Origin of the sequence: Planktothrix sp. PCC 11201, assembly GCF_900009135.1 — a bacterium.
GTDB lineage: Bacteria > Cyanobacteriota > Cyanobacteriia > Cyanobacteriales > Microcoleaceae > Planktothrix.
Genome location: NZ_LT797701.1, coordinates 18618 through 34586 on the forward strand (window position 1 = coordinate 18618; position 15969 = coordinate 34586).

Annotated in this window: 14 protein-coding genes and 1 pseudogene; 7 read left to right on the forward strand and 8 right to left on the reverse strand. The window is 42.1% G+C overall.

Annotation, left to right across the window (positions count from 1 at the left end; translation table 11 throughout):
• The first annotated feature begins 266 nt into the window (after positions 1 to 266).
• Together PL11201_RS10380 and PL11201_RS10385 are read left to right on the forward strand one after the other, a co-directional pair.
• Positions 267 to 1760, forward strand: a complete 1494-nt coding sequence (locus tag PL11201_RS10380) for an IS5 family transposase (RefSeq protein ID WP_079678498.1) — start codon at positions 267 to 269, stop codon at positions 1758 to 1760.
• 36 nt (positions 1761 to 1796) lie between these two features.
• Positions 1797 to 2171 (forward strand): annotated as a pseudogene (locus PL11201_RS10385) (IS701 family transposase); the annotation flags it as partial.
• Positions 2172 to 2313: 142 nt separating this feature from the next.
• On the opposite strand, the gene proC reads toward PL11201_RS10385, so the two are convergent.
• From proC to der, 6 genes are all read right to left on the reverse strand, one after another.
• Positions 2314 to 3120, reverse strand: a complete 807-nt coding sequence (gene proC, locus PL11201_RS10390) for a pyrroline-5-carboxylate reductase (RefSeq protein WP_079678499.1) — start codon at positions 3118 to 3120, stop codon at positions 2314 to 2316.
• 275 nt (positions 3121 to 3395) lie between these two features.
• The gene (locus tag PL11201_RS10395; RefSeq protein WP_079678500.1) at positions 3396 to 3998 is read right to left on the reverse strand and encodes a cell division protein SepF; all 603 of its coding nucleotides are present in this window, start codon (positions 3996 to 3998) and stop codon (positions 3396 to 3398) included.
• Between the two features lie 122 nt (positions 3999 to 4120).
• Entirely contained in the window at positions 4121 to 4792 is a 672-nt protein-coding gene (locus PL11201_RS10400; RefSeq protein ID WP_079678501.1) for a YggS family pyridoxal phosphate-dependent enzyme, read from the reverse strand.
• 35 nt (positions 4793 to 4827) lie between these two features.
• On the reverse strand, positions 4828 to 5097 hold the full coding sequence (pipX, locus tag PL11201_RS10405; RefSeq protein WP_079678502.1) for a transcriptional coactivator PipX: 270 nt from the start codon (positions 5095 to 5097) through the stop codon (positions 4828 to 4830).
• A 76-nt stretch (positions 5098 to 5173) separates the two neighbouring features.
• On the reverse strand, positions 5174 to 6082 hold the full coding sequence (locus PL11201_RS10410; RefSeq protein WP_079678503.1) for an energy-coupling factor transporter transmembrane component T family protein: 909 nt from the start codon (positions 6080 to 6082) through the stop codon (positions 5174 to 5176).
• Position 6083: 1 nt separating this feature from the next.
• Positions 6084 to 7448 (reverse strand): ribosome biogenesis GTPase Der, encoded by a 1365-nt coding sequence (gene der / locus PL11201_RS10415; protein ID WP_079678504.1) that lies wholly within the window; start codon positions 7446 to 7448, stop codon positions 6084 to 6086.
• 296 nt (positions 7449 to 7744) lie between these two features.
• Here der and PL11201_RS26785 point away from each other — a divergent pair, with 296 nt between their 5' ends.
• The 5 genes from PL11201_RS26785 to PL11201_RS10435 all read left to right on the forward strand — a co-directional run bounded on the left by PL11201_RS26785 (position 7745) and on the right by PL11201_RS10435 (position 13185).
• The gene (locus tag PL11201_RS26785) at positions 7745 to 7867 is read left to right on the forward strand and encodes a HAMP domain-containing histidine kinase (RefSeq protein WP_144017726.1); all 123 of its coding nucleotides are present in this window, start codon (positions 7745 to 7747) and stop codon (positions 7865 to 7867) included.
• A gap of 139 nt (positions 7868 to 8006) precedes the next feature.
• Complete coding sequence (locus PL11201_RS10420) at positions 8007 to 10160, forward strand: pentapeptide repeat-containing protein (protein ID WP_079678505.1); 2154 nt, start codon at positions 8007 to 8009, stop codon at positions 10158 to 10160.
• 42 nt (positions 10161 to 10202) lie between these two features.
• Positions 10203 to 11261: a uroporphyrinogen decarboxylase gene (gene hemE, locus PL11201_RS10425; protein WP_079678506.1), complete on the forward strand. Its 1059-nt coding sequence runs from the start codon at positions 10203 to 10205 to the stop codon at positions 11259 to 11261.
• 181 nt (positions 11262 to 11442) lie between these two features.
• The gene (locus PL11201_RS10430) at positions 11443 to 12378 is read left to right on the forward strand and encodes an NAD-dependent epimerase/dehydratase family protein (protein WP_079678507.1); all 936 of its coding nucleotides are present in this window, start codon (positions 11443 to 11445) and stop codon (positions 12376 to 12378) included.
• A 168-nt stretch (positions 12379 to 12546) separates the two neighbouring features.
• Positions 12547 to 13185, forward strand: coding sequence for a Uma2 family endonuclease (locus PL11201_RS10435; RefSeq protein WP_079678508.1), 639 nt, complete (start codon positions 12547 to 12549; stop codon positions 13183 to 13185).
• A gap of 41 nt (positions 13186 to 13226) precedes the next feature.
• Here the strand turns inward: PL11201_RS10435 and PL11201_RS10440 are convergent, their stop codons facing one another.
• The gene (locus PL11201_RS10440) at positions 13227 to 13529 is read right to left on the reverse strand and encodes a type II toxin-antitoxin system RelE/ParE family toxin (RefSeq protein WP_079678509.1); all 303 of its coding nucleotides are present in this window, start codon (positions 13527 to 13529) and stop codon (positions 13227 to 13229) included.
• A gap of 408 nt (positions 13530 to 13937) precedes the next feature.
• The gene (gene thrS / locus PL11201_RS10450; RefSeq protein WP_079678510.1) at positions 13938 to 15779 is read right to left on the reverse strand and encodes a threonine--tRNA ligase; all 1842 of its coding nucleotides are present in this window, start codon (positions 15777 to 15779) and stop codon (positions 13938 to 13940) included.
• Positions 15780 to 15969 lie beyond the last annotated feature (190 nt).

Here is a 15969-nt window from a genome sequence, read left to right on the forward strand (position 1 = left end):
CAGATGTCGGGTGACTACTTAACCTCAGAATGAATGTTACAGCTACAGTCACGGCAATATTATCCTTCCAGTTCCGGCAATATTATCCTTCCAATGACATACTAAGCACGACCTCACGGGGTGACAACCCCGTCAAAAACCTTAGCTAGGGCTTGCTGAAAAAAGGCGAAAAGCGAGAACAGACGGGAGGTGAAGACAAGAAAAAATGAATCAGGTGCAAGGGATGGGTGTAAAATAGCGCAAAAACCTTGCATGAGTCGGTGAAAATGTACCGTAAAGACGAGCAACCAAGGACACCACCCGAAGAGTTCAAACTGCCATTTGAGGGAAAACTCTCAGAAGAGAATCGGTGGGTAATCATGGCCCAATGGATACCCTGGGCAGAATTTGAAGCGGAATACGCAGAATTATTCTCATCTGTTATGGGAGCACCAGCCAAAACATTTAGAATGGCATTGGGAGCATTAATCATCAAAGAAAAATTAGGTATAAGTGATAGAGAGACAGTAGAACAAATCAAAGAAAATCCCTACTTGCAGTATTTTATCGGGTTGTCAGAATACAGGAACGAGCCTCCATTTGATGCCTCAATGTTAGTGCACTTTCGGACGAGAATTAATGGGAATTTAGTGAATAAAGTCAATCGGGTAATGGTCAAGAGAATGCGAGAGGCGAGTTCCGAGCCAGCCCCAGAAAATCCATCAGAAGCGGAAGAAGGAAGTGACAGGAAAAACCGAGGGAAATTAATAGCTGATGCAACTTGTGCTCCGGCTGATATCACGTATCCGACGGACTTAAAAATTTTAAATAAAGCCAGAGAACAAACGGAAAAAATTATTGATATTTTGCATAAGAGTCGTCAGGATAAATCAGAGAAGAAACCAAGAACTTATCGAAAAACAGCCAGAAAAGATTACCTAAAAGTAGCCAAACAACGCCGACCTGCGCGGAAAAAAAGACGAAATGCAATTAAAAAACAACTGCAATATATTAAACGAAACTTAGGACATATAGACCAAATAATCGCTAATAGAGGGAGGCCCGATGGATTGAATGACAGACAATATAAGAGTTTATTAGTGGTATCAGAAGTTTATCGTCAACAGCAGTGGATGTATGATCATAACAAACAAAGTATTGCAGATAGAATCGTAAGTTTAAGCCAACCCCATATTCGTCCAATTGTCCGAGGTAAAGCCGGAGTCCCAGTAGAATTTGGTGCTAAATTGTCTGCGAGTTGTCTGGATGAATATGTATTTCTTGACCGGATTAGTTGGGATAATTTCAACGAATCCTGTGATTTAAAAGCACAAATAGAGGCTTTTAAAGAATATACGGGGCATTATCCTGAGTCAGTCCATGTAGATAAAATTTACCGAACTAGAGACAACCGAGCTTGGTGTAAAGAAAAGGGGATTAGAATGAGTGGCCCCTCGTTAGGTAGACCGCCAGTAAATATTAGTGAAGCCACTAAGAAGCAAGCGTCAGAAGATGAAAAGATTCGGAATTCCATTGAGGGGAAATTTGGTCAAGGGAAAAGAAGATTTAGCCTGAATCGGATTATGAATAAACTAGCTCACACTTCCGAAACGGCAATTGCTATTACTTTTTTAGTTATGAATCTTTCTGTCATTCTTAGACAGATTTTGGGGTCAATTTTTTTATTCAATTACTTTTTTCGAGTGATTGATTATGACAAGTTATCAGATAACTTTTTATCTCGAAAAAAACTTATCTCTCATTCTGACTTCATTCGCTAGTTAATCATTCGTTTCCTTTTCTGTTACTTTTTCAGCAAGCCCGAATTAGGTTGGACAGACTACCGTTTTACTAATTTTAAGGATATTGAAAAGTGGTGGTCAATTATTTTTTGTGTTTACACAATGATTAGTTTAAATTCTCCCGCTTTTTTCGGCTTGAATCAAGCTCGTCAAATTGAACCTCATGTACAAGAAAGTAATTCTGTTGATTTTTCTGAGCATCAACAATGGGATCATGAACACGGATGGAAGAATGTGCTAAATAATCTTCGCTTAATTGTCCAACCACTGTTGCTATTTTGGTTAATTTATCCCTGGCTAGATATTTTTCCCAATTCCGATTTATTGCTGGGATTCAATCGTCTCATTAGTGCCATGAATGGATTTAAACCCTTTTATTCTTCTGGATAATTTAGTTGATTTACTACTTGCTTAATTCGGAGAGTGACAGAAGAGGGTTATAATCACAATGACGATACTGATTGGATTGGATAGTTCCCGTTAAAAGTAGTGAGGCGTGAACGCCTCATTCAGCCCTAAAGGGCTTACTACATTAACTTCCTAGCTCTTTTGAACGTTGAGTTGCGGCTTTTACGGCTTCAATTAATGCCGAACGAAATCCGGCTTTTTCCAGTTGGGAAACCCCAGCAATGGTTGTTCCCCCCGGACTAGTTACCCGGTCTTTTAATTCTGCCGGATGTAACTTTGATTCCGATAGAAGTTGGGCGGTTCCTAATACCGTTGATAATGCTAATTTTGCCGCAATCGGTCTAGGGAGTCCAGAGGCGACGCCGCCATCGGCTAAGGCTTCAATTAAAATCGCCACATAAGCCGGGCCAGAACCCGATAATCCGGTGACGGCATCCATTAGGGTCTCCGCCACTTCTACCACGTCTCCAACGGCCTGAAAAATGCCTTTGGTAAGATCTAAATGGGAGGGTTGCACCAATTTTCCAGAGGCGATCGCACTGATCCCCGCCCCCACAGTCGCCGGAGTATTGGGCATAATTCTAATTACAGGATGCTGGGGAAAAGCTGCTTCTAATTTATTTAAGGTAACTCCGGCTAAAATAGACAAAATAACGGTATTTTTTGATAGGGTTTCACCCTCAGCTAATTCCGTTGCGATCGCGCCAAAAATTTGGGGTTTAATGGCTAATAAAAGGGCTGCCGTCGCCTGGGTTGTTTGTTTATTATTATCTGCGATCGCCACGCCATAATGTTGAGATAAATAATTACAACGCTCTAATTGTGGGTCACTAATAATAATTTCAGCAGGTTGATAAATATTGGCAGAAATTAAGCGGGATATAATAGCTTCTGCCATCACCCCGCCACCAATTACACCCAATTTAAACATAAAATAAACTCGTAAAATAAAGCCGTTAGCTGTTAACCCTTTACAGTGAAGGAAGAAGGAATCACCGAAGATGAAGGTTTTGGGGGTTAGGTTTTGGGGGTTAGGTTCTAGGGTTCTAAGGTTCTAGGTTCTGAGGTTACAGGTTCTAAGGTTCCAGGTTCTAAGAATTGTTAATTTCTTCCCTCCCCTGCCTCCCCTGCCTCCCCTGCTCCCCCTGCCTCCCCTGCCTCCCCTGCCTCCCCTGCTCCCCCACTCCCCCACTCCCTTCTACTAATTTACTGAATAGCCTGGGCGGGCTGCCAGGGGGGGGCTGCCGGGCTACTGGTGCGGGAGTTACGAGCTTGGGGGATGCCTTCGTGGACAACGCCGCCGCCTTGAGTTCTGACCTGAACACAACTGGGCGTAAACAGGAAAATGCTTTCCCCAATTCGTTCTTGATGGCCGTCGAGGGCGAAGGTTCCACCCGCCACAAAATCAACGGCTCTTTGGGCCTGATCAGGATCCATTAAGGTTAAATTAAGTACAACAGACTTGCGTTCTTTGAGGGCGCGAATCGCTGTCGGCATTTCCTCAAAGGTGCGGGGTTCCATCACCACGACTTCAGAAATTCCATTCAGAGCGCCAGGCATTCCGATAACATTACTCATTGTTGATCCAATTCCAACTTCAGACATTACACCAGTATTAATCGATCCAGTAGACCGTTGTGACCGACGAGACGCCCGGGGGTCTTCTGCCGCTACGGTCGGGGTGGGCTGTTCTTGCGGGGGAGGATAGTTACCCGGGTAACGATTCCCCTCCGTTTCGTCGTATTCGTAATCGTATTCTACAGAGTCATTGAACCCTACAAAATCTTTTAGTCTATTAAAAATGTTCACGGTCTAGTCTCCATCACTCACGACTTTAGAATTTCAACTCAACTTCCAGTTTAGATGGGTTGAGGGTCTGGTTTATATTGAATTTGTTTAAGACTCGCCTATTTTACTGTTAATTGTTGTATTTAACTCCTCCTTTGGCCAAAAATTATCCGTCCTAGTCGAATCATGGTAGCACCTTTTTGAATGGCTAAAGGATAATCTTCCGACATCCCCATGGATAATTCCTGCATCCTAATATTAGTCCAATTCTGTTGTCGAATGGTTTCTGCTAATTCCCGGGTGCGGTCAAAAATATCTAGGGTTTCGGACTCGGTTAACCCCAAGGGGGGAATGGTCATTAAACCTTGAATTTTGAGATGCTGACAGTCATTTAACTGGGGCAATTCTGCCAATAGTTCGGGGATAGTCCAGCCAAACTTATTAGGATCGGGGATAATTTTAACTTGAAGACAAACTTGGGGTTGACATCCTAATTCACCTGCTAGATGATCTAAACGTAGGGCTAACTTTAGACTATCTACGGATTCAATCCATTCAAACAGTTGTAATGCTTTTGCAGCTTTATTGGTTTGCAAATTACCGATTAAATGCCAAGTAATATCACTGAGATCTTGGAGTTGAGGATATTTTTCCGCCGCTTCTTGGACTCGATTTTCTGCAAAATCTCGAATTCCAGCTTGATAAGCGACCCGCATGGCTTCAACAGAAACTGTCTTTGTGACCGCAATTAATCGCACCGACTCGGGAATGGAGTCTCGAATTTTAGCAATCTGTTCAGTAATCAAATCAGTCATGTTAAGTAAGTTGGCCGTTGGCGGTTTCAGCTAAACTATTGAAACGTATTACGATGGACTTCTTGGAGTTTTTTATATTCTTCGGCCTGTCCAGTGCGGCGGAGCATTCTCAGACGAATTTCCAGCAAGAGTTTGGCATCGGAACGACTAATCGGTTCAAATTTGAGTCCCGGTGGCCCCTGAGTCACTAAAAAAAATAGGCGCTGGGCGTAAAGGGTTGTAAATAGTTCTTGATGATCCTCAACGGCGCATATTTTGAACAATAGCCCGAAGTTGGGATGATTCATGTAAGTTTCTGTGGTCATTCAGTTTCACAACTAACAAATAAGGGCTTGATTTAGGAGACAGAACTATTTTAGGCGATCGGGTCAACTCAGAATCTCAAATTTCTCCTCCCCAAACCCACCGGACACCCCAGAATACCATCAGACAAATCAGAGCTACTCCATCCCAAGGTTTAAAGCGAAGTTGATGCCATTCTACCCGATGTTGATCAGGACTGGTGAACCCTCGAACCTGCATGGCGCTGGCAATTTGTTCGGCGCGTAATAATAAATTTTGTAAAAGCCGTTCCGCCAAGGTTAACCAAACCTGAATGGTGCGTCGTAGTCCTAATTTTTTCCAATTAATGGCACGGGTTCTGACAGAACGGATTAAATTTTGAATTTCCTCTAAAACTAAGGGAAAAAATCGCAGGGATAGGGTCAGGGTTAGGGCAATTTCTGTAACGGGTAATTTTAACTTTCGTAGGGGTTCCATGAGGCTTTCTAAAGCCATGGCAATTTCTTCAGAAGCGGTGGTTAATAAATACAAATTTGTACTATAAACCAGGGTAAACAATAGGGTACTCGTCCTAATCGCTAAATCAACGGAATAGCGGGTAATTTCTAGGGGCCCTTGGGAAAATAATACATATCGATAGGAGGTGGGTTGCGGTAAGGGTTCTGTTGATCCAGATGCAGAAAAAAAGGTTAATTCCTGTTCAGGAAGTCGAGGTTGATGGTTAACTGCCAAACCATCGGGCATAATACAACTTAATAGAAATAGTAACCCACAAAACATCAGTAACCACCCCATTTGTCGCTTCCAAACCCGCAAAGGAATGCGCGCCAATAGGGTGATTAAAATTAACAACCCAACCAAAACTAATCGCCACCACGGATTAGCTAATAAAGGAGCCACTAAAAAGCTCATTAACCAAATTAACTTAACCCGGGCGTCGAGACGATGTAACCCGGTAATTGGTTGTTCTAAATATAATCCAATGGGAAGCGATCGGAGTAAGTCCATTTTACTTAACGCGGGTGGCTCGGTTAGCGGGATTTCGTTCGATTTCTCGGGCGGATTTGCCTCGCCAAATTAACTTAATCGGTGTGCCTTTAAAGCCCAATTGTTTGCGGAATTGACCATCAATATAACGGCGGTAATTGTCATTAAATCGTTTGGGATCATTAACAAATAAAACCAACGTTGGAGGTTTACTACTGACTTGGGTTCCATAATAGATTTTCCCCTGTTTCCCTTGGCGAGTGACGGGGGGAGAATGCCAACTGATCGCTTCTTCGATCACTTCATTAATCACGGCCGTTGAGACCCGTCGTTCATGACCTTCGGCGGCGGTATCAACTAAATTGAGAATTTTTTCCACCCGTTGACCGGTTTTAGCACTGATAAAAATTAATTCCGCCCAATCCATAAAATAGAGTTTGGCTCGGACTTCTTTTTCATAGTCTAAAATAGTATAAGTATCCTTCTCGATCGCATCCCATTTATTCACCACAATTACACAGGATCGACCTTCTTCAATAATCCGATCAGCTAATTTTTGATCTTGATCGGTGACTTGATCAATTGCATCAATCACGAGTAACACCACATCCGCCCGATTAATAGCTTTAAAAGCTCGATTAATCCCAAAAAATTCCGCCCCATATTCCACATTTTTCTTGCGTCGAATTCCGGCGGTATCAATTAACCGATAGGTTTTTCCATCCCGTTCAATTACTGTATCAATGGCATCCCGGGTTGTGCCGGAAATGGGACTGACAATGGCGCGATTTTCTCCTAAAAAGGCATTCAATAAACTCGATTTTCCGACATTAGGACGACCAATGATCGCTACTTTAATTTCTTTTTCCGTTTCGATTTCATCAATCGAGGGTAAATGCTTAATTAAATCATCTAATAATTCCCCGGTTCCCGATCCATGAATCCCGGAAACCGGATAGGGTTCTCCTAGTCCCAGTTCCCAAAAATCGGCAGCTTGAATCATTCCGGTGGTGGGAGATTCACATTTATTGACTGCTAATAAAATCGGTATTGATTGCTCTCGTAACCAAATGGCGATCGCTTCATCCCCGCCCGTTAACCCCACCTGACCATCCACCACAAAAATCGCGGCGGTGGCTTCGGTTAAAGCGATCATTGCTTGTTCTCGAATCAGGGGCAAAAATTCCGTATCATCATCAAAGACTAAACCGCCGGTATCTACGACCTGAAATTCTCGATCCTGCCAAAAGGCGGGACGATAGGTGCGATCGCGGGTAATACCGGGCTGATCATGCACAATCGCTTCAGGATTACCCGCCAAACGATTGGCTAGAGTTGATTTTCCCACATTAGGACGGCCAATAATAGCAACAATAGGTAGAGACATAAATCTGTTTGGTAAGACGTAATTAACGGTAGGAGTATAATTGCTTTTCTCCTACAGTGTGCTGGGGGGGCTAACAGTAATGAGCAAAGGGTTGATTTTGGATTCTGACGCTTTTCGCACAGCATTTTAATTGTACATTAAAAATCTACATTAAATCAAACAGTTAGTGACTAGCACCAAATGCTCTTGATATCCGAAATAGCATTAGACTTGATGACCATATTGCAGAGTTTGGGTGCGCCCGTTTTGTCTACAATCACTTTTTAGTTCATGGTGAAATCTATCTGAATAATTTAATGAGTCATATTCAAATTATTGAAGAAAAACATCAAGGTAAAATCTTCTATTGTTCCTCGATGCTAGGACAAGGAACCTGTTTCACAATAGAACTGGGGATTACCACTGTTTTAGATGTTTAGCAAATTAAATTAGAGGGGACAGGGGCAAAGACCTCTATTTAGTTGCGAAACCTTTTGCGTTAGGCTATAAACTCGAACAAAGCATTTTAATTGCTTTCCGTTTTTTGCATCTTAACGACTTACCCGGAAATTTTGAACTATGGCAAGCCCTACTGTAGATAGAGAAACAAATCAATCTCAATCTCCTTCATCCTGGCATGATGTCTCCTCGAAGCCATTGCCCTTTTGGGTGCGTCGATGGGGGGCGTTTGTGGCGGAATTATCCCTAGTGGCGGTGAGTGGGTTAATTCCTTTTACCCTGGGTGCTGTCTCCAACCGCAGTTCCCAACCCGTACCTCTAAATCCGGTGGTGCGGGTGACATCGGAAACCGTTGCCGCCACTTTGGGGATTCCTGTACGCGATCGCAGTCCTAAAGTCGCCCCATTAACTAATCTATTCTGGTCGGGGGCGTTACTTCTACCTCTGGTGGTGGGAGGATGGCAATTTTATTTGTTAGCCAAGCGGGGCCAAACCTTGCCCAAACTCTGGTTTGGAGTCCAGGTGGTGAGTCCTAATGGTTCCAACCCGGGATGGGGACGGGCCTTTCGTCGGGAATTTATTGGCCGTTGGGGTATCCCCCTGGGCATTGCTTATGGCCTTTGGCAAGTGACGGGAGCCTATCCTAATCTATTGATTTTAGGGGTTTTATCCAGTGCAACTTTACTGGGAGATGCTCTGATTGCGAAACGATTTCAAGGTCGGACTGGACATGATTTATTAGCAGGAACTTCGGTACAGGAAGTTCCTAGGATCTTGGTGTTTAACCCCTTTACAAATTATCATTGGGTGAATGAAGATAATGCGGTTCATAGCCTAGTTATTAGTACGGAAACACTAAAACCGGAGTTTAATTTATGGGCATGGATGCGTCAACATCCCGGTTTAACTTTAGTTATTGTTAGCAGTGCTAGTTTGGCGGCGGTATTAGGAACTTTTGTTGGCACGCAAATTTATATTCAAAATCAAGCTAACCGTCGGGAATTTCAACAACAGGATAATCAGGTTTTTCTGGCTCTAGTAAATAAATTATCCCCCAATGCTGCCACGGATGTAGCCCAAAAACGTGGGGCTATTTTAGCGTTAGGGGCAATTAAAGATCCCCGGGCAATTCCCCTATTAGTGGACGTATTAGCTCAGGAAGAAAACCCGGTGTTAATTGATGTAACTCAACAGGCATTGGTGAGTACCGGGCCCGAAGCCTTACCCCATTTAAGACGATTAAATCAAGCCCTCAAAAATGATTTAGATTCGATGAAATTTGGGGCAGAAAACCAAGAAAAACAGTTAGCAGGGCAAAGACTACAAGCAACTCAAAGAGCGATCGCAAAAATTCTGAAAGTCTATGAGGGATTTATCCATAATGCCGATTTAAGTCGGATTGATTTAGGCCAAAATTTAACTCCACCGATACAATTTACCTTGGTTTTAGAACAAACGGATTTATCGGGGATTAGCTTTAGAAACACTAACCTAAATCAAGCTAATTTAAAAAATAGTCGCTTCGCCAGTCCAGGGAAAGATGGACGATTAGAAACCTTCGATGATTGGATTTCTGATTTAAGTGGAGCGGATTTAACCGAAGCCGATTTGACCGGAGCTTTCTTCAGTAATACCCTATTAAAATATACTAATTTTTTAAAGGCAAATCTGAGTAAAGCCAATTTGTCGAAGGCCGATTTAACCGGAGCAAATTTCAGCAACGCCCAATTATTGGGTTCCAATTTACAACAAGCTAATCTCACCGATGCTAAATTCACCGGGGCGGAATTAGCCAGTGCTAATTTGTCTCAAGCTAATTTAAGAATGGCTCGTTTTAGTGAAGCTAAAGCCCCAGGTGCAAATTTTCAAGCAGGAGATTTAAGACAAACTAGCTTTAAAAATGCTGATGTATCTGCGGTTAATTTCTCCGACGCAAACTTAGCAGCAGCAGACTTTACCTCCGCTAAACTTACGGGTTCAAATTTTAAAAATGCCCGATTGCAAGATGCTAATTTCAAAAGTGCTAATTTAAGTTTAGTTAATTTTCAAGGAGCAAAATTAGACGAAACCAATTTTAAAGGGGCAATCTTTGTTGCTTCTGAACAAAACAAACCTGATCAATTTATTGCTAAATCTGAAGAAACTGTTCAATCTAGCCGCATGAAAAAGGTAGATTTTAGCAATGCAATTAATTTGGATTCTAACCAAATTAAATATATTTGCTCTCAAGGCGGCATTCACNGTCAACAGTCAAACCATTCAGTGGTAAGCTGAGAATTGGCCTAAAAACTTTTTTAAACTTTTAGTAACGTTAAAATGACCGAATCGACCGAAATTCCTTATTTGTTGCGCGCTACTCGTGGTGAAAAACTAGATCGTCCCCCTGTCTGGATGATGCGCCAGGCGGGTCGCTATATGAAAGCCTATCGTGATCTACGGGAAAAATATCCTTCCTTCCGTGACCGCTCTGAAAAAACGGACATTGCTGTTGAGATTTCTCTCCAACCCTTCCGAGCTTTTCAACCCGATGGGGTGATTTTGTTTTCTGATATTCTAACCCCTTTACCCGGAATTGGGATTGATTTTGATATTATCGAAAGCAAGGGGCCGATTATTAATCCTCCGATTCGCAGTTTAGAACAAATTGAAAAACTGCATCCGATTGAACCGGAAGAAAAACTTCCTTTTATTCGAGAAATTCTGCAAACTTTGCGTCGAGAAGTGGGCAACCAAGCCGCGGTATTAGGGTTTGTGGGTGCCCCTTGGACGTTAGCCGCCTATGCGGTTGAAGGGAAAAGTTCCAAAGATTATGCAATTATTAAAAAAATGGCATTTTCTGAGCCTTTAATTCTGCATAAATTCTTAGAAAAAATTGCCGATGCGATCGCCGTTTATGTCCGGTATCAAATTGATTCTGGCGCCCAAGTCATTCAAATGTTTGATTCTTGGGCGGGTCAATTAAGCCCCCAAGATTACGAAGTTTTTGCCCTTCCCTATCAAAAACGGGTGATTGATCAAGTTAAACAAACCCATCCTGATACGCCTTTAATTCTTTATATTAGTGGCGGTTCGGGATTATTAGAACGGATGGCTAAAACCGGGTTTGATTTTGTGAGTGTGGACTGGATGGTTGATATGGCCGATGCGCGTCAACGTCTGGGTCACAATATTGGAGTTCAAGGAAATCTTGATCCTTGTATTTTATTCGGGTCTAAAGAAAATATCCGGGATCGAATTTTAGACACCATTAGAAAAGCGGGAAATCAAGGTCATATTCTGAATTTAGGGCATGGTGTTTTGCCCAATACTCCAGAAGAAAACGTTGCCTATTTCTTTGAAACAGCAAAACAAGCGGATCAATTATTAAAAGGTTAAGCTGTATTGATCCCCCCTAACCCCCCTTAAAAAGGGGGGAATAGGTTTAACTGTTAAGGATAAATGGGATATATTCAAGATTTATAGCGTTTGTAGGGGCGGGTTCAAGTCAATCTTGAAATACGCACCCATGAATTATCTAAACCCGCCCCATAGGAGGGTAGGAGTAATTATTAATAATATGAAAAAGCGAATTTTTGTGACGGGTGCGAGTGGTTGTATTGGTCATTATGTTGTAGAGAAACTGATTCAAAATACCGAGGATGAATTATTTCTACTCGTTAGAAATCCCCAAAAATTAGGATTTGATTATCAGAGTCGTCCGGGTATTCATATTATTCAGGGGGATTTAAGAGAACTTGATAAATTCAAAGATTTATTACCTACAATTAATACGGTGATTTTAATTGCCACCGCTTGGGGAGGATATCAAGAGGTTTTAGAGATTAATGTTAAGGCAAATTTAGAGTTAGTAAAATTATTAAATCCCCAAGTTTGTGAACAAATTCTGTATTTTTCAACCGCTAGTATTTTAGATCGAAATAATAATTTATTACCCGAAGCGGGAGAAATTGGCACGGATTATATTAGAACTAAATATGAATGTTTACAGGAATTATTAAAAATAGCTCCTAATTTACCGCCTTTAAGGGTGTTATTTCCGACTTTGGTTTTAGGGGGAGAACAAAATAAACCCTATTCCCATTTGTCGGGGGGCATTTCTGATGTGGTGAAGTGGATGGGTTTAATTCGTTGGTTTCAAGCGGATGCCAGTTTCCATTTTATCCATTCCGCCGATATTGCTCAAGTAGTATATTATTTAGTGAATCATCCTCCCATTTCCTCAGAAACGGAACAATTTGTTTTAGGAAATCCGGCAATTACGTTAAATCAAGCGATAGAAATGGCTTGTGAATATTATCATAAACGGATTTATTTTCGCTTTAATTTATCTGCGGGTTTGGCTAACTTTTTTATCTGGTTATTTAGGATTCAAATGGCAGATTGGGATCGTTTTTGCTTAGATTATCGCCATTTTAGTTATCAAAATCCGATTCATCCTGGGGTTTATAATTTACCTGCCCATTGTGCAACTTTTACGGATGTTTTAAAATAAAAATGACTCAGATTATTTAACGGGTTTTACCGTAGAGACGTGCCATGGCACGTCTCTCTTGATTGCCATGGCGCGTCTCTCTTAAGTTAACTTATGATAGGGATGAGGATGCGCTGAAGCGCAACAACGGGGGTTTTGATTTAATTTTTTTAAATAGGAGAATTAACTATGTTGGCGAGTAAACTGGAAACTTTACTTAATCCTGAAGAAAACCTCCAAGGTTCAGAAGTTCGTTATATTACAGATAAGGTGAGTTGGGAATATTATGAAACCCTATTAACTCAATTAGGGGATAGTTTGGAATTTCGCTTAACCTATTTGGATGGAATTTTAGAAATTATGTCACCTAGTCGTAATCATGAAAGGATTAAAACCCAGATTGGAACCCTTTTAGAAGTCTATTTTTTGGAAACAGATACAGAATATTATCCCACGGGTTCGATGACGTTGCGCAACCCAGAACAGCGCGGGGGAACAGAACCGGATGAAAGTTATTGTATTGGAAGTAATAAGGAAATTCCCGATTTAGCCATAGAAGTTGTAATTACCAGTGGGGGAATTAATCGTTTAGAAGTCTATCAAAGGTTAGGAGTCCGTGAGGTTTGGTTTTGGCAGAATAATCGGTTTTTTGTCTATCATTTCCGGTCTGAAAATTTTGAACAATTTCAGCAAACATCAGGCTATGAATTAATCAATAATAGTGAAATTCTCCCCGATATCAATTTAACAATATTGGCAGAATATGTACAACATCCTAATCCTTTAGTTGCTGTCAAATCCTTTCGTCAAACCCTAAAAAACTTGTAGAGACGTTGCATGCAACGTCTCTACGGGGATGAAATAAAAATTTACTGTTGACTCAATTCAATGTTCAATAAAGTTTTGCCATGAATAACAGAGGCAATGGTAACAATGTCTTCTCGGATTTGATAAATGACTCGATAGGTGTAAGCAAATTGTTCCCGGATGTTTTCATCGCCAAATTCTTGAACAATCATTCCCGCTTCAGGAGCCTTGCTCAAGTTGCGCGTAACCTCAATGATTCTCTGGACAACCGCCGCCGCATAAGAAATTGAATCCCGTGCAATGTAAGCAGCAATTGCATCAATATCATCAATGGCTTGAGGCGACCAAACTACTTGATAACCCATTTACTTAATAAACCTTCTGCTTCCTCTTGTATGAGATTCCTGGTCGTTTCGTGAATCTTAAGTCCATGACGGACTTTTTCGATTACATAGAGATGGTACTGAACATCCTCCAGTGAACAATCATCAGGTAGGTTACTCAACAAGGATTCTACTTCTTTTTTGGTTCCACTCATAATTTTTTTGGGTTTTTTTTATAGTTATTATAGTTTTCAATAACCGAAGCACCCGAAAGACACTGTTAACACCGACTTTATCGGGGAATAGGGTCGTCAAAATAAAAAATAAGTTATACTCCCCCATGGAAAATGTCCCAGGGAAATCGAATGCTTCAGTCATTGTTTCAAGTCCAGTCTATAGTTATGACAGATCAATCCTATCAGATGGTTCTGTCTGGGTGTCAGCCTGAATTTATACCGTCTTGGTAAAATTCCCGTAACTTGAAATAGCCTGTTGCAGTTGTTGAATGACATCCTCAACCGGAATGGCTCCTAACTCTCCATCCGCCCGAGTTCTGATATTCAAGCAATTAGCTTCTATTTCCTTAGCCCCAACCACGGCCATCACCGGAATTTTATCTTTCTCGGCATTTCTGATTAATTTCCCTAAACGCTCGCTGCTCGCATCCGCCTCCGCCCGAATTCCAGCAGAGCGCATTCTGAGGGCAATTTCTTGAGCAAAGGGGAGAAATTCTTGGCTGACGGGTAATAGTCGGAATTGTACCGGGGCCAACCAGATGGGGAAATCCCCGACATATTCCTCTATTAATATTCCCACTAATCGTTCCAAGGAGCCAAAGGGGGCACGATGAATCATCACCGGCCGTTGACGGGTGCCATCTTCGGCCACATACTCTAAATCGAAGCGTTCGGGTAAGTTATAATCCACCTGAACGGTTCCCAATTGCCATTCCCGCTCTAAGGCATCTTGGAAGATAAAGTCTAATTTCGGGCCATAGAAAGCGGCTTCTCCAATACCCTCAAAATAGTTCATTCCTAGGGTTTCTACCGCCCGACGAATTGCTGCTTCTGACTTATTCCAAACTTCATCCGACCCAATATATTTATCTAAACTGGGGTCACGGAAACTCAGTCGGGCTTTATAGTTGGTTAGTTGTAAACTCTTAAAAACAAACAGAATTAAATCCACAACTTTGAGAAATTCATCCTCTAATTGTTCGGGAGTAACGAATAAATGGGAATCATCAACGGTAAAGCCTCGAACCCGGGTTAAACCCCCTAATTCTCCTGATTGTTCATAGCGATAAACGGTTCCAAATTCGGCTAACCGCATCGGGAGTTCCCGATAGGAACGTAATTCACTCTTATAAATTTGGATATGAAACGGACAGTTCATGGGTTTAAGGACAAACCCCTGTTCGTTGGTTTTGGCTTCCTCATCGTCAGCCATCATCGGGAACATATCTTCTTGATATTTTTGCCAATGTCCCGAGGTTTTAAATAAATCTACCCGACCAATATGGGGAGTCGTGACCCCCAAATAGCCCCGCTTCACCTGTTCCTGTTTCAGAAAATCCTCTAGGGTACTTCTTAATAGGGTTCCTTTAGGTGTCCACAGGGGTAATCCTGGCCCGACTAAATCGGAGAAGATAAACAGCCCCAACTCCTTACCCAAACGGCGATGGTCACGTCTGATGGCTTCTTGCTTGCGGCGTTTATGTTCGGCCAATTGTTCGGGGGTTTCCCAAGCGGTTCCATAAATCCGTTGGAGTTGGGCTTTGGTTTCATCCCCGCGCCAGTAAGCTCCGGCGACACTTTCGAGTTCAATGGCGTTCGGGTCAATATCAACCGTATTCTCAACGTGGGGCCCCGCACACAAATCCCACCACTGGTCGCCTAGATGATAGAGGGTAATGGGTTCCTGTAACCCCGCCAGGATTTCTAGTTTATAGGGTTCTCCCAGTTTCTGGATGCGGTCTTGGGCTTCTTCCCGACTGACTTCTTCCCGAATTACGGGGAGTTTGCGTTTGATAATCTTAACCATTTCCTTTTGAATGGATTTTAAATCCTTTTCGGTAAAGGGTTCGGGACTATCAAAATCATAATAAAACCCATTTTCAATCCAAGGGCCAATGGTGACTTGTGCCTTGGGAAATAGTTTCTGAACAGCCATCGCCATAACGTGGGACGCAGTATGTCGAATCCGCTTCAAGGTTTCAGATTCACTGGTTTTAGGCAAATGGACTTTTTTCTCTAAGGGTTCTTGAGAACTCTCTAACTCTGATATAGACATTGATTAAAGTTACAAAAGCAAAATAAAAGTTTCTTAATTCAATTGTACAGAACAGAGGAAACAAACACCGAAAACAGACCTATGGGGCGTTAACTATAGGTTTGACACTATCCATTATTTCCTCATCTCCCGGTACTCCCCCTGCCTCCCCTACCTCCCCTGCCTCCCCTGCCTCCCCTGCCTCCCCTGC

Excerpts from the sequence above, each read along its gene's own strand:
- PL11201_RS10380 (WP_079678498.1), top strand. The coding sequence starts at position 267 with ATGTACCGTAAAGACGAGCAACCAAGGACACCACCCGAAGAGTTCAAA.
- proC (WP_079678499.1), bottom strand. The coding sequence starts at position 3,120 with ATGTTTAAATTGGGTGTAATTGGTGGCGGGGTGATGGCAGAAGCTATT.
- PL11201_RS10400 (WP_079678501.1), bottom strand. The coding sequence starts at position 4,792 with ATGACTGATTTGATTACTGAACAGATTGCTAAAATTCGAGACTCCATT.
- pipX (WP_079678502.1), bottom strand. The coding sequence starts at position 5,097 with ATGACCACAGAAACTTACATGAATCATCCCAACTTCGGGCTATTGTTC.
- PL11201_RS10410 (WP_079678503.1), bottom strand. The coding sequence starts at position 6,082 with ATGGACTTACTCCGATCGCTTCCCATTGGATTATATTTAGAACAACCA.
- der (WP_079678504.1), bottom strand. The coding sequence starts at position 7,448 with ATGTCTCTACCTATTGTTGCTATTATTGGCCGTCCTAATGTGGGAAAA.
- PL11201_RS26785 (WP_144017726.1), top strand. The coding sequence starts at position 7,745 with ATGAGTCATATTCAAATTATTGAAGAAAAACATCAAGGTAAAATCTTC.
- hemE (WP_079678506.1), top strand. The coding sequence starts at position 10,203 with ATGACCGAATCGACCGAAATTCCTTATTTGTTGCGCGCTACTCGTGGT.
- PL11201_RS10430 (WP_079678507.1), top strand. The coding sequence starts at position 11,443 with ATGAAAAAGCGAATTTTTGTGACGGGTGCGAGTGGTTGTATTGGTCAT.
- PL11201_RS10435 (WP_079678508.1), top strand. The coding sequence starts at position 12,547 with ATGTTGGCGAGTAAACTGGAAACTTTACTTAATCCTGAAGAAAACCTC.
- PL11201_RS10440 (WP_079678509.1), bottom strand. The coding sequence starts at position 13,529 with ATGGGTTATCAAGTAGTTTGGTCGCCTCAAGCCATTGATGATATTGAT.
- thrS (WP_079678510.1), bottom strand. The coding sequence starts at position 15,779 with ATGTCTATATCAGAGTTAGAGAGTTCTCAAGAACCCTTAGAGAAAAAA.